The following is an 18,675-nucleotide window of genomic DNA, read 5'->3' as shown; positions in this document are numbered from 1 at the left end:
GCTTCAGGGCGCCTCCGCTGGCGCCTCACTCGCCGAGGGCGTCGGACAGCTCCTCTGGCGTCATCATTACATTGCGGGCCTTGGAGCCATGCGAGGGACCCACAACGCCCCGCTGCTCGAGCAGGTCCATGAGCCGGCCGGCGCGGGCGAAGCCGATCTTCAGCTTGCGCTGCAGCATGGAGGTAGAACCGAGTTGGGTCTCCACCACGATGACCATCGCCTGTCGCAACAATTCGTCGTCGTCGGCGTCGCCAGTGGTGCCGCCGGGAAGGCCTGTCGCACCCGCTGGCGCATCGGTGCCCTCGACGCCTTCGACATAGCTGACCTCGGGTGCCTGCCGGCGCCAATGGGCCACCACGTGGGCAATCTCCGACTCGCTTACCCAGCTGCCCTGGATGCGCCTCGGAGTGCTGGAATTGGCGGACAGCAGCAGCATGTCGCCCTGGCCCACCAGCCGCTCGGCGCCCGGCTGATCCAGGATGACCCGGCTGTCGGCCAGGCTCGACACGGCGAATGCCAGCCGGCTGGGAATGTTTGCTTTGATGACACCGGTGATGACGTTCACACTCGGGCGCTGTGTTGCGACGACCAGGTGGACGCCGACGGCTCGAGCCATCTGAGCCAGACGGGTGATGGAGTCTTCGACGTCGCGGGCCGCCACCATCATCAGGTCGTTCAGCTCGTCGACGACCACGACGATGAACGGCATCGATTCGTGTTGCTGGTCTTGGCCGAGCAGCTCGCTCTCGTTGCTGTGCAGCGCTCCGTCGAGCACGGCTGCGTTGTAGCCGGTGATGTCACGGAAGCCCGCTTCGGACAGCACGTCGTAGCGGCGCTCCATTTCCCTCACGGCCCATGCCAGGGCGTTCGCGGCCTTGCGCGGTTCGGTCACCACTGCGGTCAGCAGGTGGGGCAGGCCGTCGTACTGACCCAGCTCGACCCGCTTGGGGTCGACGAGGATCATTCGCACCTGGTCGGGGGTGGACCGCATCAACAGCGACGAGATGATCGAGTTGATGCACGACGACTTGCCCGAGCCGGTAGCGCCTGCAATTAGCACGTGGGGCATCGTGGCCAGGTTGAGCATCACCTCGCGCCCCGAGATGTCCTTGCCCATCGCCACTTCGAGCGGGTGCATCGCATCGGCCGCCGCCTTGGAAGACAGGATGTCGCCCAGCGCGACGAGGTGGCGGTCGGAGTTGGGCACCTCGATGCCGATCGCCGAACGGCCGGGGATCGGCGCCAGGATGCGGACATCGGCGGCCGCCATGGCATACGCGATGTCCTTGTGCAGGGCCGTGACGCGGGACACCTTCACGCCCGGGCCCAGCTTCAGCTCGTAACGCGTGACGGTGGGGCCTGGCTCCCAGCCGGTCACCTGCGTTTCCACGCCATGGCTCGCAAGCGCGGCCACCAGCGCTGCGGCTCCTGCCGACAGCTGCGCCCGGTCGAACTGCTGGGTGCCGCTGCGCTTGAGCACCGACTGCTTGGGCAGCTTCCAGCGCGGACGTTGGCCTCCGGCCCCGGTGCCCCGCGGTGCCGCGCGCGCGGCCGGTACGGGTGGGGGTACGACGTCTCCACCGAGAGGCTCGACGAAGGAAGGTGGCGACGGCTCGAAAGATACGTCGCGAGGCTCGGAGGCGCTCGGATCGAGACCTGGAATCGGGGCCCCCTCCGCGGCCGGCAGCTCGCCTGCGGGCATCTGTTCGCCACCGGTCGCGTCCAAGTCGTACTGCTCGGCATCGAATGAGGGCGGTTCGGGATCGGTGCCCACACGCTGCAGGCTCCGGGCGCCTTTCGACACAGAGCCGCTCAGCGTCCGGCCGAGCGCAGCAACGCCGGTCCACATCCAACGCAGGACCTGACCGAGGCCGACGTTGCCGACGATCATGACGGCGAACAGCATCACGAGCAGCAGCACGGCCCACGTCGCGGGGTCGTCGATGAGACGTCGCAACGGCTCGGCCACAGCGGCGCCCAGCACTCCCCCGCTGCGGCGCAGGTCTTCGAGCTCGGGTCCGAAGCCGTCCGCGGACCCCGACAGGTGCGCCGCTCCGGCGAACGCGACCGTCAGCAAGCTCAGCCCGAACGCGGCGCGACCGCTGCGCTCTGAGGCCGTCATGCGGGCGAGAGCCACCCCGATCCAGATGAGCAGGATCGGCACCGCGAAGCGGAACACACCGAGCAAGACGGCAAGCCCGTTCTCGAGGAGTCGGCCCACGACGCCCGCCCGGTCGCCCAGCAGGCCAAGCCCGCAGATCACGGCAAGTGCGAACAGCGACAGCGCTACGATCTCGCGAGATCGGCCGCTCAAGGCATTGCGGACTACCCGGGACAGGCCGCGCTGGGAATCTCCCCGCGTCGAAGACTTCGACGCATCCTTCGAGCCTTCGGCTCCGGCAGTGCCCTTCGCACTCACCTCTGCGAGAGTACCGAGACGGGGCTGGACCTACGGAGACCCACCGAGGCGACCACTCAGCAGTCTTGTGGCCCAGCGTCGATGCGGCGTTGCTCGGCCGCTTCGTGCTCACGCCCGATTCGAGCGCGCTCGGCGTTCGCGGCTCGGTGCTGGTTACGGGCGGTCTGCACCACAATCAGCACGAACATCGCGACGGTGAACGGGATCGAATAGCGATTGACGAAGTCGATGACTGAGCCGAGCGGCCCTGAGAACAGGTCGGCAACCCACCACACGAGCGCCAAGCGGGTGACCGTGCCGGCCAGGTTCACCACCACGAACGGCAGCTGGTGCATCCGCGCAATTCCCGACAGCAAGCACATCGGGTAACCGGGAATGGCGAACAGCAGCAGCCAGCCCACACGGGGGAACCAGCGCTCCAGCCAGCCCATGGCCCTGATGATGCGATTGCGGGGACCCAGCTCGGCCGCCAGGTAGGCCTTGGCATTCGGGCCGTAGTCATAGCCCAGCCGGTACAGGAACGGGTCGGTGATGAACAGGCGGGTCACCCCGATGGTCATGAAGGCCCACAACGGGGCTTGGTGGGCCACGCCGAGCAGGATCGGGTCGGTGGCATTGAGCGACAGGAGCAGCAGCGGTGCGCGCGCGATGAGCGCAGCAAAGAAGATCTGTCCGGCATAGGCCGCCAGGGCGAAGCCCACGGGCACTGCTGCCAGCAGCTGCATACGCCGCCGATCCGCGTCAGAGATCGCATCGCCTGGCGATGCCCCCTCGGCGTCGACGGCATCGGTCGTCGTTGGATCGTCCCGGCCGTCGTCAACCACCTCGGCCGAGGCTACGCGCCGACGCCGACACCACACCGGCATGCCCGGGAGGCCCTTGGTTGCGCCCTCTAGCCTGCGGCGTCATGGACTCGACGATGATGGACCTGCCGCTCACCTTGGACCCCTTCGTTGAACGCGCTGAGACGCTGTTCGCGGACAAGGAGGTCGTGACCGCAACCGCCACCGGCATCGAGCGCACCAACTACGGGCGCTGGGCCGAACGGACCCGGCTGCTGGGCGGTGCACTTGACGACCTCGGCATCTCCTCAAACGGCCGAGTGGCCACGTTCGCATGGAATACCGACCGTCACCTCGAGCTGTACTTCGCTGCGCCGTGCTCGGGTCGGGTGCTGCACACGCTGAACATCCGGCTGTTCGCCGAACAGATCACCTACATCGCCAACCACGCCGAAGACGAAGTGGTCTTCGCCGACCGTTCGCTGCTGCCGATCCTATGGCCACTGGTGGACGAGATGACGACAGTGCGCCATGTGGTCGTCATGGACGACTCAGGCGGTGGCGACGCAGCCCCTGAGGTTCCCGACGATCCTCGCATCGTCGACTACGAGGAACTGCTGGCCGCCGCGACCCCATCGGGCTTCCGGGTCGCCGACGAACGCCAGGCGGCGTCGATGTGTTACACGAGCGGCACCACGGGCGAGCCCAAGGGCGTGGTCTACAGCCACCGCTCCACCTATATCCACACGCTCGCCGCGATGCTGGTCGATTCGGCTGGCGTCTGCGAGAGCGATGTGATTATGCCGGTCGTGCCGATGTTCCACGCCAACGCCTGGGGTCTGAGCCATGCGGCGGTCGCAGCGGGGGCCAAGCTGGTCAATCCCGGCCCGAACCTGGCGCCCAAGCCGCTGGCGGAACTCATCGAGGCCGAACGGGTCACCCTCGCGGCCGGCGTGCCGACGATCTGGATGGGCGTGCTCGGCGAGCTCGAAGGGCGAGACGTGTCGAGCCTGCGAGCAATCCCGTGCGGCGGTTCGGCGGTGCCCAAAGCGCTGTCGGAGGGGTACCGGGCTACGGTCGGGCTGCCGATCCTGCAGGCATGGGGCATGACCGAGACCAGTCCGCTGTGCTCGCTCGCCCATATCCGCTCGGGCCAGCAAGGCCTCGACGACGATGCAAAGGCCGATCTGCGCACCACGGTGGGAACGGTCCTGCCGACTGTGGAGTTCCGCATCTGCGAGCCCGACACCACCAACGAGCTGCCCCACGACGGCGAGGCGTCCGGTGAGCTGCACGTGCGCGGCCCATACGTGACCGGCTCGTACTACAACCGGCCCGACGCCGCCGACTCGTTCACCGACGATGGCTGGCTGCGCACCGGCGACGTGGCCACCTGTGATCCGAACGGCTATATCCGGCTCGTGGACCGCACCAAGGACCTCATTAAGTCGGGTGGCGAGTGGATCAGCTCAGCCGAGGTGGAAAACGAGATCATGAGCCACCCCAAGGTGGCCGAGGCTGCGGTGGTCGCGGTGGCATCAGATCGCTGGATGGAGCGACCGATGGCGTGCGTCGTGCCCGTTGAGGGCGAGACGATCACCCACGACGAGCTCATCGAGTACCTGACGCCGCGGATGGCGAGGTGGTGGCTGCCCAGCGCCACCCAGATCATTGAAGAGGTTCCGAAGACCTCGACGGGCAAGTTCTCCAAGAAGACGCTGCGGGACCGCTTCGCGGATCTCGTTGTGGAGTGACCAGCGCGTGAACAACTCCGAGTCCGATGCGAGCGGTCCATACCGCTCCGAGCCCGATGCGAGCGGTCCATACCGCTCCGAGCCGCGCCTGATGGTCTGGCTGGCGTTGCGTCTCAAAGGACTCGGCGAGATCGATGACGTTGCCGCAATCCACGGACTAGAACCCGACGAGACCGAGTGGCTGCTTGCCGAACTTGATGCGTCCGGGCATTGCATGTTTCGCGAGGTCGGCGGCGTTCCGAAGTTCATCCTGACGCCGAGTGGTCGTGACGAAGGGGAAGCCGCGTTGGCGGACGAGCTGGACGCCGCCGGCGCCCGGGAGCCCGTCACTGCGGCCTACCAGGAATTCGGGGCGCTGAATCCCAAGATGCTGCAGCTGTGCACCGACTGGCAGGTGCTGCCAGCCGACCATCGGGCAGCGGCCGATGCGGGACCTGGCGACGGCGGGCGGCTCAACGATCACAGCGACGCCGACTACGACGCAGCGATCATCGAGCGGCTGGAGACGCTGCACGGCGAGTTGGCGGGAGTGCTGGAAGCGCTCAACAGCGTGATGGCTCGTTATGAGAACTATGCGCCGCGATTCGCTGAAGCGCTGGGCAAGCTTCAGGCCGGCGACCTGGACTACCTCACCAAGCCGATGATCCCCAGCTACCACACAGTGTGGTTCGAGCTGCACGAGGATCTGCTGGCGACGCTCGGCATCAACCGGGCCGACGAGGGCAGCGTCTAAAGCGCACTGGCACCACTCGCAGGCCCCGCAGCCGCCGATATCAAGACCGCTGGGGCAGCGCCTCGGCAGTAGTCTCGATGACATGAGCGCGCGATTCGGGCGAGTGGTTCCGGCGATGGTGACGCCGTTCGCGGCAGACGGTTCGCTGGATGTGGGCGCTGGCGTGACGTTGGCGCGCTGGCTTGTATCCGAGGGCGCCGAGGGTCTCGTCATTACCGGCACCACCGGTGAGGCACCCACCATCACCGACGAGGAGGACTGGGAGCTCTGGCGCGCCGTCGCAGAGGCCGTCACGGTCCCGGTGGTGGCCGGTACCACCACCAACGACACAGCGCATTCAGTGAGTCAGACCCGCAAGGCCGCCGAGCTGGGCGTAGACGGCATCCTGGCGGTGACGCCGTACTACAACCGACCCTCGCAGGCAGGCATCGCAGCGCACTTTGCTGCCGTGGCCGAGTCCACGGACCTGCCGATCATCATGTACGACATCCCGGTTCGCACGGGGCGCAAGATCAGCACCCCGACGCTGCTGGATCTGGCGCGGATCCCCAACATCGTGGCCGTCAAGGACGCGGCGGGGAATCCCGGCGAAACCGCCAAGGTCATCGCTCAGTCACCAGAAGGCTTCGAGGTGTACAGCGGCGACGACAGTCTCACTCTGCCCCTGCTGGCCGTCGGAGCAGTGGGCGTGATCAGCGTTGCGGCGCACTGGACCATTCCCGAGCACGTGGCGATGTTCGACGCCTGGGATGCGGGTGACGCGACCAAGGCCCGGGAGATCAACGCCACGCTGCTCGAGAGCTTCGACTACGAGACCGGAGACGCGGCGCCGAACCCGGTGCCGACCAAGGCGATGCTGCGCACGCTGGGTTTGCCCGTGGGTGAGCCACGGCTGCCGATGGGCCCAACGCCTGAAGGCTTGGAAGACCGCGCCCGCGAGGTCTACGCCCGACTGAAGCAGACTTGAGCGCCGCCCGGGCCGCCGACGGGCCCGTCACTGTCACGTTCCTGGGCGGGCTCGGCGACGTCGGGCGCAACTGCACAGTCGTCGAGGTTGACGGCAAGCTGCTGATCATCGACTTCGGGGTCATGTTCCCCGACCCGGCGATCATGCCGGGGGTGCAGCAGGTGCTTCCCGACATGGGTTGGCTGAACTCGCGCGCTGGTGACATCGTCGGCCTGGTCGTGACGCACGGGCACGAAGACCACCTCGGCGGTGTGCCGCACTTCCTGCGCAGCATCGAGGTGCCGCTCTACGGCTCAGCCCTGTCCATGGCGCTTGCCGAGCACAAAGTGACGGAGGCGCGCCTCGGTGACCGCACGTCATTTCATGTCCTGGGCGACGGCGAGCGTCGGCGCATCGGCCCCTTCGACGTCGAGGCACTGCCGATCACCCACTCGGTGCCCCAGAGCTTGTGCATCGTGGTGCACACATCCGCCGGCGCTCTCGTCCACACAGGGGACTTCAAGATCGACGAGTCGCCAGTGGACGGTCGTCTGACCGACTTGGCGCGGCTGCGGGCGCTCGGCGACCAAGGCATCGCCCTGCTGATGGCCGACTCCACCAACGCAGACCGTCCGGGACGCAGCGCCTCGGAGACCGAGATCGGCGCCACGCTGCGGCGGCTGTTCAGCGAACGCCCGGGGCGGCGGCTCATCGTGAGCTGCTTCGCCAGCCACCTGCACCGCGTCCAGCAGATTTGCGACGCCGTGATTGACGAAGGCCGCGTTGTGGTTCCGGTCGGGCGTTCGATGGTGAACAACGTGCGCATCGCACGCCAACTTGGGGTACTGGACGTTCCCGAGCGTGCGCTGTTCGGCGTTGAGCAACTCGGCAGTTTGGATCCGTCGAACGTCTGCATCGTGTGCACCGGCAGCCAGGGAGAGCCCAACGCCGCGCTGTCGTTGATCGCGAACGGAAGTCATCCGGACATTCACCTCGGACCTGACGACACCGTGGTGCTGTCGAGCCACCCGATCCCGGGCAACGAGCGCGCCGTGTTTCGCATGGTGTCCCGACTCGCGCGCCGGGGTGCCGAGGTGATCCACGACGGCCACGAACAGGTGCACACATCCGGGCATGCCCAGCGGGACGAGCTGCGCGAGCTGCACAAGGCCTGCCGGCCACGCTGGTTCGTTCCGATCGAGGGCGAGTTTCACATGCTGGCTCGCCACGCCCAGCTCGCCCGCGAGCTCGGCATGCGGGACCATCGAGTGCTGACGCTGACCGACGGTGGGCAGGTGGTGCTTCGGGGCGGCAACCTGTCGGTGGGCCGAGGCGTCCCTGCGCCGTACCACTACGTGGACGGCACGCTCGAAGACCCGGACCCTGAGGTGATCAGCGAACGCCGTGCGCTGTCCTCCGGATTCGTCCACGTCACCGTGGTGCTCGACGCCAAGGCACGCCTGGCGGCACCTCCCGACGTCACTTCGAGCGGCTGGCTGGACACCGAAGCCCACGCAGACGTCATCGAAGCGCTGGTCGGAGAGCTGACGACTGTTGTGAACGGTGCCAACAAGAACAAGGGCGCCAAACGCGACGGGGGCGACATCGAGCGTGCCGTTCGCCGGGCCACCGGACGCTTTGTCAGCAACCGAACAAGACGCCGTCCAGCCATCTCGGCGGCTGTGATTGCGCTCGGCTGACATCTCGGTTTCAGAGCCACGCAGTTCTGGTCGCTGCGCGTCCACGACCTCGGCAATTCCACAGCACCACGACTCCTCCACCAGGCCCAAGGCGTCCCAGAGGCTTCAACCAATCCAGGGCGATTCACCCCCGACCGCTGACCCCGACATCATGGTTGTAACACCCCCTCTTTAGGGTTCGGTCATGTCCCAGGTCCCGCCTCGACTGGCTGCCGGCCCGGCAGCGATGCGTCGGGATCGTTGCGCGGACGGTCCTCTGCGGGCGTTGCGTGAGCGGCTGGTCAGGCGATGCGATGCGCCTGATGTGCGCAGTGCGCTGGATGTGGGCTTGGCAGGATTGTTGGGCGGGGCGCTGCTGGTAGGGGTTGATGTCGACGCGCTCACCGATGACGAGCTGGTGTGGGCCACCCAGCGGGTGCAGCGCGCGGTCAACGCTCTGGAGGGCAGCCGCAGTGCGCTGGTGGCAGAAGCGGCTCGCCGGGAGCTGCAGCGCCGCCGCGGCGACGCGAGCTTGGCCGACACACTCGCGGCGACCACTTCGGTCAGCGGCGCGCAGGCGCGGCGGCTGGAACGAGACGCTGTGTCGGTGGCCGCCAAGCCCGGCGTGGCCGACGCCTTGACGGGCGGGGGCATCAACTCTGACCAGGCCGCGCTGCTCGCAGGCGCGTCGGTGCCCGAAGACGTGCGCGCCGCGTTGACCGACAGCGCCGCGGGTCAGACCGCGGACCAGACCCGCAAAGCCGTGCGCGCCCACGAGGCCGCACACCGCGTGGAGTCAGATACGGCACGGCGCGAGCGTCAGTGCGATGCGCGGTCCGCTTCGATGTGGATCGATCACTACGACGGCATGTGGAACCTGCGCGCCAAGTTCGATCCCGAGACCGGCGACCGGATCCACCGCGGCCTGACGCGCATGATCCAGCGCATGTGGCGCACCGACAAGAACCTGCCGTCCGCGCAGCGCCCCACCGTCGCGCACCGATCCGCGGACGCCCTCGCCCGGCTGCTCACCACCAGCGCTCCCGACCCGCAAACCGCGAGCGTCCCGGAACTGGATACCACCGCGAGCATCCCGCAGCAAGACACCACCGCGGGCGGCACGGAACCGGACACCGCCGCGGGCGTCGCGGGCGAACAACGAGAGGCGGGCCACGCCGATGGCCCTGGCGGCAGCACCGCGCTGGGTCCGGAATTCGATGCCTGGCGGTCTGACACGGCCCACATGATCGTCACCGTCACCCTCGACCAGTTGCGCGACGGCATCGCCGGCGCACCGCTGGGAGCCGTCGGCAGTAGCGGCGGCCAGCTGGTGCGGCCTGGCATGACCGAGTCGGCCACCGAGCTGACCGTGTTCGAGCTGCGCAAGCTGGCCTGCGACGCCGGGATCATCCCCGCAGTGCTCAACGGGCGCAGCGAAGTGCTCGACATCGGACGCATAACACGCACCATCCCGCCGCAGATCCGGCGTGCCCTGATCGCTCGCGACCAAGGATGCGTGTGGCCTGGCTGTGACAAACCGCCCATCGACTGCGTCGGGCACCACATCTGGCACTGGATCGACGGCGGACCTACCAGCGTGGCCAACCTCGCCTCGCTGTGCCACCGACACCACAACCACCTCCACAAACACAACCTCGAACTGCACCCCCCAAGCGACGGTGACGTTTGGACATGGTCACAAGCCCATGCGTCACCGCCATGAACCGGAAGCGTCGAGCAGCCAGCGACATAGACGCCGGTGCAGTCGTAAGCGTGAGCCGTCGTGATGATGTGCTGGTCGTGCACAGGGCAGCGATTCACGCTGCGGCAAAGCGGTGCAGGGCACGCTCCATTGCGCTCGTCGGCTCGATGGCCAGGGGCGATGGCTCCGAGGCGAGCGACTACGACTTCCTCGTTGACTTCGATGACGACGCGGATCTGTTCGACATCGCGGGGCTTCAGATGGACTTGACCGAACTGCTCGGCCACCATGTCGACGTCGTGGATTCCTCGGCAGTGCGTGACAGCCATCGAGGGATGTTCGAGGACGCGATCCCGCTGTAGCCATTCGCAGTGCCTCGACTACCGAATCCGTGCTAGAACGTATCCCTTGGGATACAATTTGTCCGGTAGCGTCCCCGCATCGAGATCGGGATTCGCCAGACCGATGACTACGAGCGATGGTTTGCCAGCCTTCGAGACAGGCAGACCCGAGCGCGACATCGCGCGAACTCGCAGGCTGGCGGCGAGCCTCTAGGGGCCAGCGTGAGTGATGAGATGAAGCGCACGACAACCCGACCTTGGGACCCGGCAGATCACCTCACCAGTGCGGAAGATGCCGTGGCATATCTGGACGCTGCGCTCGAAGCAGGTGAGCCGCAACTGGTGGCGGCCGTGCTCGGCGATATTGCACGCGCAGCGGGAATGTCCACGGTCGCGGCTGCGTCGGGTCTCGGACGCGAGAGCTTGTACAAGTCGTTGTCGGTGAACGGCAATCCCGAGTTCGCCACCGTGCTCAAGGTCATCGAAGCACTCGGCCTGCGACTCCGCGTGTCACCGACGGCCGGCATTTCGGCGGCCTCAGCAGGGAATCTCCGCTAGAGCCCGAGGTACTGGTCGAGGCCGATCGTGACGCCGGGGTGATCGGCGATTGCCTTGCACGCAAGCAGTACGCCGGGCATGAACGACACCCGGTCGAGGCTGTCGTGGCGGATCGTCAGCGTCTCCCCCGCTGTGCCCAGCAGCACTTGCTGGTGAGCCACCAGCCCTCGCAGCCGGACCGAGTGCACCGGGATGCCGCCGGGTCCCTTGCCGCCCCGGGCGCCGGGCAGCACCTCGTCGCGAGTGGGATCAGGGCCCCAGTCGTCCGAGGCCTCGGCCATGGCGCGCACGGTTTGCATGGCAGTGCCCGAGGGCGCATCGACCTTGTTGTCGTGGTGGAGTTCGATGACCTCTGCTGTCGGGAAGAAGGGTGCGGCGAGCTCAGCAAACCGCATCATGAGCACCGCCCCGATGGCGAAGTTCGGTGCGATGAGACAATTGCTGCTGACGAACGCAGCGCGGCACCGCTCGTAGTCGTCGGGATCGAGGCCGCTGGTGCCGACCACGGCGTGGACGCCGTTCGCCGCGCACCACGCCAGGTTCTCCCGAGCCGCAGCAGCAACCGTGAAGTCCACGGCGACGTCGAGGCTCGCCGGATCGACGTCGGCAGCAGACGCCACGATGTCGATGCTGTCAGTGACGTCGCGCTGACCCGGCGCACCGGGGTCCACCCCGGCCACGAGTTCTAGGTCAGCGTCGGCGGCGACCGCCTCGCAGACGGTGGCGCCCATGCGCCCGCCGGCGCCGAATACCAGCACTCTCACCGACGTCACGCTAGTGGCGCGTTCCGTTCCGGGCGAAACGAGTTGCTGTGCGTGCGAGGTGTGTTGGCCCAGCCGGCGGGCTGGGCCTCAATCGCTAGCGGCGGCCGCGGCGGCGGCCTGAACCCCGTCCGGTTTGCTCGACTTCCGGTCCCAGGTCGCCGTAGACGCCCTTCGCAATCTGTTCGAAGTGCTCGCCGAACGACACGTCCTCGCGGGCTGTACCGCTGGGCGCTGATCCGCTCGCCGGGGCCACGTCGTCGCCATCTCCGGCACCGGCCGATGCATCGGCACGGCCCGCCGTCACTGCCGCGGTCACACGCGTACGGGATCGGCGTGTGCCGTTGTCTCCCCCACGACCGCGGTCCCGACGTGGCGCAGAGGCATCGTCGTTCGATCCCTCGGCGTCGCCTTCGCTGCCCCCGACCTGAGTCGGATCGGCCGGCGAGAGGCTGATCTTGCCGTTGGGATCGATCTCCTCGACGATGACGCTGATGACGGCTCCCAGTTCGAGCACCTCTTCGACCGAACTCAGCCGGCGTCGGCCGCCGAGCTTGGAGATGTGCAGCAGACCGTCGGTGCCGGGCAGCACGTTCACAAAGGCGCCGAACTTGGTGATGTTCACCACGCGGCCCTCATAGGTCGCCCCAACATCAGGTGTCGGCGGGTTGACAATGAGCCGGATCTGCCGCTCGGCCTCTGCCACCACCTCACGGTCGGTAGCTCCGATGCTCACGGTGCCGACCGTGCCGTCATCGTCCACATTGATGTCGGCGCCGGTCTCTTCCTGGATGGAATTGATGACCTTGCCGCGCGGACCGATGACCTCAGCGATCTTGTCGATCGGGATCTCGAAGCTGGTGATCTTCGGCGCCATCTCGCCGACGTCGGGCCTCGGCTCGGCAATCGCTGCGCGCATGACCTCGAGGATCTGCAGGCGAGCCTGTCGGGCCTGGCCCAGCGCCTGGGTCAGCACCTCGGCGGGAATGCCTTCGATCTTGGTGTCGAGCTGGAGCGCGGTGATGGCGTCTTGGGTGCCCGCAATCTTGAAGTCCATGTCGCCGAATGCGTCTTCGGCGCCCAGGATGTCAGTGAGCGTCACGTACTGACCGTCGGCGTACACGAGGCCCATGGCCACACCGGCGACGTGATCGATGATCGGCACGCCGGCGTCCATGAGCGACAGCGACGCTGCGCACACCGACCCCATCGAGGTGGAGCCGTTGGAGCTGAGCACGTCGGACACCAGCCGGATGGTGTACGGGAAGTCTTCCTTGGACGGGACGACCGGGAAGATGGCGCGCTCAGCGAGTGCGCCGTGCCCGATCTCGCGCCGCTTGGGGCCGCGCATGAATCCGGCTTCGCCGGTGGAGTACGGCGGGAAGTTGTAGTGGTGCATGAAGCGGCGCCGGTCCTGAGGATTCAGGGTGTCGACGATCTGCTCCATCCGGGACATCGCCAAGGTGGTGACATTCAGCACCTGGGTCTCGCCGCGCTGGAACAGCCCAGAGCCGTGAGCGGTGCGCCCGAGGTAGCCGGCAATCGACGAGAGCGGCCGAACCTCATCGGTTGCCCGCCCGTCGATGCGGAAGCCGTCCGCCACGATGCGCTCTCGCACGATCTCCTTCGACAGCGACCTGACGGCGGAGGAAATCTGATCCTTGGCGCTGTCGAGGTCCGCGAATTCTTCGGCAACTTCGGCAATCACTGCTTTGCTGGTCTCGGATTGTGCGGCCTCGCGTTCGGCCTTGTCGGCGATTGCCATCACTTCACGCATGCGATCCACGGCGATCTCGCGCACGCGATCGAGCACCTCGTCGGAGTAGTCCTTGGTGGAGGTGTACTCCATTGGCTGGATCGGGCCGGAGGCTTCTTCGACCAACCGGCGCAGCGACTTCTGCATCTCGATGATGTCGTCGATCCACTGCTTGGATGCCTCGAGTCCGCTCGCGAGCACGTCCTCGGTGACCTTCGGTGCGCCCTGCGCGTAGTACGAGAAGGACTTCTCGGTGCCGCCGGCCTCGACCATCATCACGGCGATGTCGCCGTTGGAGAGCTGGCGACCGGCCACGATCATCTCGAACGTGGCGGCCTCGGACTCTTCGTGGGTGGCGAACGGGATCCATTCGCCGTCGGTGGAGTAGGCGATCCGCACGCCGGCGAGCGGGCACTCGAACGGAATGCCGCTCAGCCACAGGGCCGCCGACGCACCGTTCAGCGCCACGAGGTCGTACGGGTTGACGTGGTCGGCGCCGAGAATCGTGCCCACCACATGGGTGTCGTGGCGGAAATCGCTGGGGAAGTTCGGACGCAACGGGCGATCGATCAGCCGGCAAGTCAGGATCGCATCGTCGGATGCACGCCCCTCCCGCCGGAAGAACGAACCGGGAATCCGGCCCACCGCGTACATGCGCTCCTCGATGTCGACGGTGAGCGGGAAGAACGACGCGCCGTCGCGTGGACGGTTTGACGCTGTTGCGGTGACGAGCACTTGTGTGTCGCCGATGCGGGACGTGACCGCCCCGTTGGCGAGGCCAGCGAGTACGCCGGTCTCGAAGGTGATGGTCTTGTCGGTGCCCGCGATGGGACCGGTGACCGAAATGGCTTCAGCCATGTCTGCTCCTGTTGTGGTGACGGGACCTTCCCGCCTGTTGGTTGTTGTTCATCGGGTGTTGCCCATGCATGGGGTGTGCGACCCCGACGTGCACCCGTTGCGGCGACCGGCTAGCGGCCTTCGCTGCATGTGAGATCGGATGCGGCCGGAGACTCGCGTCAGCGCCGGAGGCCGAGCTTTGCGATCAAAGCTCGGTAGCGCTCGACGTCGTTAGCGATCAGGTAGTCGAGCAACCTGCGCCGACGTCCGACGAGCTTCAGCAGCCCTCGGCGGGTGTGGTGGTCTTTGTTGTGGGTATTGAGATGTTCGGTGAGGTGCTCAATGCGAGCGCTCAACTGAGCTACTTGCACCTCGGGCGATCCGGTGTCGGCCTCCGAATGACGATGTTCGTCGATCATCGAGGCCGCTGGGCTTGATCTCTTGGCACTCATGCCGTTGCTGTATTTCCTTTGTGGTGGCGTCGCGTGGGGAGTGGGGTGCCCGCTGCCGCGACGCGGCTGGTCGACCCAGCCCTGCTGATGTGTCTCTCTGTATTGCTGAGGCTATCAGCGCCGACCGCGCATGCCATCTGCACCGTTGCGGCGGGTCAGTTCGATGTCGTCTTGGGGATCTCACAGGAATGTGAACTGAATTCATATACTCCAGCCGCAATTTGAATCCTTGTTCATTCATGGAGTAGGCCCGCATCGTGCATAACCAATTCGAGACATCCGCCGCCAGCCCCCGTCGGGCGCACTTGCGGCACGCGCTGACCCCCCCCCCCCCCGCACCTCGTACGCGTAGATCACCCATGAAGCGGCCGTCTCGCCACACGCTGTCCAGAGTCGCGCTCGCGATCGCAGTGCTGGGCGCCGCGGCGTCGCTGACGCTGCTCGGCCCCGCACAAGCGGCGAGCACCGTAACCGAGGCGCTGCTCAGCAATACCGGCCAGACCCAGCACGCGGACAGCGGGGCCACGATGGGTCCCAGCAACAGTCATGCGGAGCATGCCGCACAGGCGTTCACCACAGGCACCGACACCGGCGGCTACGAGCTTTCGTCCATTGGCATCAAGTTCAGCGAGATCAGCGCAACGGCGGCACCAGATTCTTTTCTAGATCTGGACCTGAAGGTTTCGGTTCACGTTGGAGGCAGATACAACGGCGCAGATATCCCTGGGGCTCGACATTGCACCGGCAATCTGGTGAACCCGGACAATCTGGTGAACGCGGTCGCCACAACTCCCAGCGCGGTCTACACATTCACTGTCGATCCAGACAATCCGTGCACGCTCGCCGCAAACTCCACGTACTACATCAAAGTCCGACTCGATCAGAGGTTGGACAACGGTGTTCCGAAGTCACGCGGCAGCATCGTCTGGGACTACACGGGCTCAACGACGCTCGACGACGGAGCAGCGGCCGGCTGGAGTATCGGGGGCGGGTTCTTCCAGAGCATCATCTTCGGCGAGATCAACTGGCAGAGCGTGTCCGGCAAGACCTTGCAGGTCGAGATCAACACCGAGGTCACGGTTGCTGGGCTGATCATCGACCCCACCGAGCTCGACATTGAGGAGGGGGACTCCGCGAGCTACACCGTGAAGCTGGCGGCAGCGCCGGCAGGGGACGTCACGGTCACCATCGGGGGCCACGACAACACTGATGCGACGCTGTCGGGCTCTGGCCTCACTGGCAGCGACCTCACGTTCACGACATCGAACTGGAACAACCTCCAGACGATCACCGTGACCGCCGCCGAAGACGGCGACAACGACGACGAAGCAGCCATCGACCTCACCCACACCGCCTCCAGCACTGGTGACACTAACTACGACAACCTCACCGGCAGCACCGTCACCGTCACCATCGAAGACGACGACGAGGCCGGGCTGATCATCGAACCCACCGATCTCGCCATCGGGGAGGGGGTGGCCGCGGTCCCGGACGGCAACAACTACCTCGTCCCGGCGGGATACACCTACACCGTCAAGCTGGCGACTGAGCCAGATGCAGATGTCGATGTCGAGATCACGGGCCATGCAAGCACTAGCGCGGTGCTGACAGGTGTCAACAATGACACGCTCACCTTCACCTCCAGCAACTGGGACATGGCCCAGACCGTCGTCGTCACCGCCGACGAGGATGACGACGACGACGAGACAGTCACCCTCTCCCATGAGGCCAGCAGCACCGGCGACAACGACTACGACGGGCTGGCCGGCAGCGATGTCACCGTCACCATCACCGACAACGACGGGGCCGGGCTGATCTTCGACATCGACCCCCTCGAACTCACCGTTGACGAGGAGGGTTCCGCCAGTTACACCGTGAGGCTGGCTTCCAAGCCAGAAGCGACGGTCAGTGTCGTCCTGACGGGTCAATCGGGCAGCGATGTGTCGCTGACGGGCGATGTGCAAACGAACACTCTCCAATTCGCCCCCGATGACTGGAACACACCCCAGACCGTCACCGTCGACGCCGGCGAAGACGTCGGCACCACCGAAGACGAGGTCTTCCTCCGCTACACCGCCACCAGCACCGGTGACACCGAATACAACAATCTCACTGACGACCTCGTGAAGGTCACGATCACCGACAACGACAGCCCCGCCGTCGCCATCAATCCCACCGCGATTGACGTCGACGAGGGCGGCTCTGGGAGGTACACCGTGCAGCTCGTCACTCAGCCGTCTGCGAACGTCACCGTCACCGTCCCAGCCAACTCCGGCGCGTCACTGTCTGGCGGCGCGCTGACGCGCGACCTCACCTTCAACTCCGGCAATTGGAATGTGCCTCAGACCGTCACTGTCACGGCTCATGAAGACGATGACGCCCGCAACGGCGCAGTCGACATCAGCCACTCCTCATCCGGCGCCGACTACGTCAACCTCATCATCAGCGACGTCGGGGTCACCATCCTCGACGACGACGAAGCCGAGCTGGTCATCGACCCCACCGAGATCGACGTGGATGAGGAAGGTTCCGCGAGCTACACCGTGAAGCTGGTTACTGCACCGTCTGTGGACGTCACCGTCGACATCGACGGCCACGTCGGCACCGATGCGTCGCTGTCAGGCAGCAACGTGTCCAACGACGCTCTCACCTTCACCCCCCCAGAACTGGGACATGCCCCAGACCGTCACCGTCGTGGCTGCAGACGACGGCGACACCGATGACGAAGCAGCCGTCAACCTCGCCCACACCGCGTCCAGCGCCGACACCGACTACAACCTCACCGGCGACTCTGTCAGGGTCAGCATCACCGACAACGACGACGTCGGCACCGTCGGGAGCGACACCGCAGCGGTGCTCGTGTCCACCGACTCCTTCGAGCTTGTCGAGGGCGATTCGGGCGACTACACGATCACCTTGGGCACGCAGCCGACCGCGGACGTGACCGTCGCCATCGTCGGGCACATCGGCAGCGACGTGACGCTCGGCGGCAACACGCTGAGCAACGACAACAAGCTGACGTTCACGGCCGCGAACTGATCCACGACGCAGATCGTGACGGTGACCGCCGACCACGACGCCGACGCGATCGACGAGGCCGACGTGACGCTCACCCATGTGACCGAGAGCGCGGACTCGGAGTACAACGGCATCAGCGTCGACTCGGTCACCGTCGCCGTCGACGACGACGACACCGCCTCAGTCACCGTGACGGTCGCGGGGTCGGCCACGGAGCTGTCGGTAACCGAGGGCGGCTCCAACACCTATGGTCTCTATGAGCTGTCGCTGAGCTCGCAGCCGATCGCGGACGTCACCGTCACCATCGCCGGGCACGACGGGAGCGACCTGACCCTCAGCGGCCTCACGCTGAACAGCGACTACGAGCTGACGTTCACGGACGCGGACTGGTCCACTGCGCAGACCGTGACCGTGACCGCCGCCGAGGACGACGACGCCGGCACAGACGACCCGGTCGATCTCACCCACACGGCCGCCAGCGGCGATCCGGACTATGACGGCATCAGCGTCGACTCGGTCAAGGTCACCATCATCGAGAACGACGACGCCGCAATCACAGTGAAAGACACTGCCGCGACCACCGAGATGGACACGGAGTTGGACATGCCGGAGATCGGCACCGGTACCTACACCGTCACGCTGTCGCACCCGCCGACCAGCGACGTGACCATCGACATCACCGTCAGCTGCGACACCGGCAGCTGCGAGGTGACCACCAATCCCACCCGGCTCACCATCAACGCGTTGAACTGGGACACCGCCCAGACCGTCACAGTGATCGCCGGCAACGACGATGACGCCATCCACGACGGCGCCACGATCACTCACACCGTCGACGAGGGCAGCGCCGACGAATGCGCCCTGGTCGTCGTGGCCGACGTCACCGTCAACGTCATCGACAACGACACAGCGGGTCTGAGCGTCTCGCCTGCTGCGA

Annotated in this window: 14 protein-coding genes; 9 read left to right on the top strand and 5 right to left on the bottom strand. The window is 66.3% G+C overall.

Features of this window, described 5'->3' with window-relative positions; genetic code table 11:
* Nucleotides 1–25: 25 nt before the first annotated feature.
* Nucleotides 26–2,419 carry a DNA translocase FtsK 4TM domain-containing protein gene (locus tag ACPXYO_RS12220; protein WP_423920796.1) on the bottom strand — a complete coding sequence of 798 codons (2,394 nt, stop codon included), beginning with the start codon at nucleotides 2,417–2,419 and terminating at the stop codon, nucleotides 26–28.
* 56 nt (nucleotides 2,420–2,475) lie between these two features.
* The gene (locus ACPXYO_RS12215; RefSeq protein ID WP_423920794.1) at nucleotides 2,476–3,243 is read right to left on the bottom strand and encodes a hypothetical protein; all 768 of its coding nucleotides are present in this window, start codon (nucleotides 3,241–3,243) and stop codon (nucleotides 2,476–2,478) included.
* A gap of 83 nt (nucleotides 3,244–3,326) precedes the next feature.
* Between ACPXYO_RS12215 and ACPXYO_RS12210 the strand changes: the two genes are divergently transcribed.
* The 7 genes from ACPXYO_RS12210 to ACPXYO_RS12180 all read left to right on the top strand — a co-directional run bounded on the left by ACPXYO_RS12210 (nucleotide 3,327) and on the right by ACPXYO_RS12180 (nucleotide 10,914).
* Nucleotides 3,327–4,955: a long-chain fatty acid--CoA ligase gene (locus ACPXYO_RS12210; RefSeq protein ID WP_423920791.1), complete on the top strand. Its 1,629-nt coding sequence runs from the start codon at nucleotides 3,327–3,329 to the stop codon at nucleotides 4,953–4,955.
* A gap of 7 nt (nucleotides 4,956–4,962) precedes the next feature.
* Nucleotides 4,963–5,688, top strand: coding sequence for a transcriptional regulator (locus ACPXYO_RS12205; protein ID WP_423920788.1), 726 nt, complete (start codon nucleotides 4,963–4,965; stop codon nucleotides 5,686–5,688).
* Nucleotides 5,689–5,770: 82 nt separating this feature from the next.
* Nucleotides 5,771–6,655: a 4-hydroxy-tetrahydrodipicolinate synthase gene (gene dapA, locus ACPXYO_RS12200; RefSeq protein ID WP_423920785.1), complete on the top strand. Its 885-nt coding sequence runs from the start codon at nucleotides 5,771–5,773 to the stop codon at nucleotides 6,653–6,655.
* A complete protein-coding gene (locus ACPXYO_RS12195; protein WP_423920782.1) occupies nucleotides 6,652–8,334 on the top strand; it encodes a ribonuclease J in 1,683 nt (560 codons plus the stop codon). The genes dapA and ACPXYO_RS12195 overlap by 4 nt, the downstream gene beginning before the upstream one ends.
* A gap of 184 nt (nucleotides 8,335–8,518) precedes the next feature.
* Nucleotides 8,519–10,036 carry a hypothetical protein gene (locus tag ACPXYO_RS12190; RefSeq protein ID WP_423920779.1) on the top strand — a complete coding sequence of 506 codons (1,518 nt, stop codon included), beginning with the start codon at nucleotides 8,519–8,521 and terminating at the stop codon, nucleotides 10,034–10,036.
* 50 nt (nucleotides 10,037–10,086) lie between these two features.
* A complete protein-coding gene (locus ACPXYO_RS12185) occupies nucleotides 10,087–10,377 on the top strand; it encodes a nucleotidyltransferase domain-containing protein (protein WP_423920776.1) in 291 nt (96 codons plus the stop codon).
* Nucleotides 10,378–10,590: 213 nt separating this feature from the next.
* Nucleotides 10,591–10,914: an addiction module antidote protein gene (locus ACPXYO_RS12180; protein ID WP_423923834.1), complete on the top strand. Its 324-nt coding sequence runs from the start codon at nucleotides 10,591–10,593 to the stop codon at nucleotides 10,912–10,914.
* Here the strand turns inward: ACPXYO_RS12180 and dapB are convergent.
* From dapB to rpsO, 3 genes are all read right to left on the bottom strand, one after another.
* Nucleotides 10,911–11,687, bottom strand: coding sequence for a 4-hydroxy-tetrahydrodipicolinate reductase (gene dapB, locus ACPXYO_RS12175; RefSeq protein ID WP_423920774.1), 777 nt, complete (start codon nucleotides 11,685–11,687; stop codon nucleotides 10,911–10,913). The two genes, ACPXYO_RS12180 and dapB, sit on opposite strands and share 4 nt — an antisense overlap.
* An 85-nt stretch (nucleotides 11,688–11,772) precedes the next feature.
* A complete protein-coding gene (locus tag ACPXYO_RS12170) occupies nucleotides 11,773–14,289 on the bottom strand; it encodes a polyribonucleotide nucleotidyltransferase (protein ID WP_423920771.1) in 2,517 nt (838 codons plus the stop codon).
* A gap of 158 nt (nucleotides 14,290–14,447) precedes the next feature.
* Entirely contained in the window at nucleotides 14,448–14,720 is a 273-nt protein-coding gene (gene rpsO, locus ACPXYO_RS12165) for a 30S ribosomal protein S15 (protein WP_423920768.1), read from the bottom strand.
* A gap of 359 nt (nucleotides 14,721–15,079) precedes the next feature.
* Between rpsO and ACPXYO_RS12160 the strand changes: the two genes are divergently transcribed.
* Nucleotides 15,080–17,443 carry a hypothetical protein gene (locus tag ACPXYO_RS12160; protein WP_423920765.1) on the top strand — a complete coding sequence of 788 codons (2,364 nt, stop codon included), beginning with the start codon at nucleotides 15,080–15,082 and terminating at the stop codon, nucleotides 17,441–17,443.
* On the top strand, nucleotides 17,415–17,759 hold the full coding sequence (locus ACPXYO_RS12155; RefSeq protein WP_423920763.1) for a hypothetical protein: 345 nt from the start codon (nucleotides 17,415–17,417) through the stop codon (nucleotides 17,757–17,759). The genes ACPXYO_RS12160 and ACPXYO_RS12155 overlap by 29 nt, the downstream gene beginning before the upstream one ends.
* The last annotated feature ends 916 nt before the right edge of the window (nucleotides 17,760–18,675 follow it).

It is taken from the genome of Candidatus Poriferisodalis sp. (genome assembly GCF_965237655.1).
In the GTDB taxonomy this organism is placed as follows: Bacteria; Actinomycetota; Acidimicrobiia; order Acidimicrobiales; family Poriferisodalaceae; genus Poriferisodalis.
This window is presented reverse-complemented; position numbering and strand designations above follow the sequence as displayed.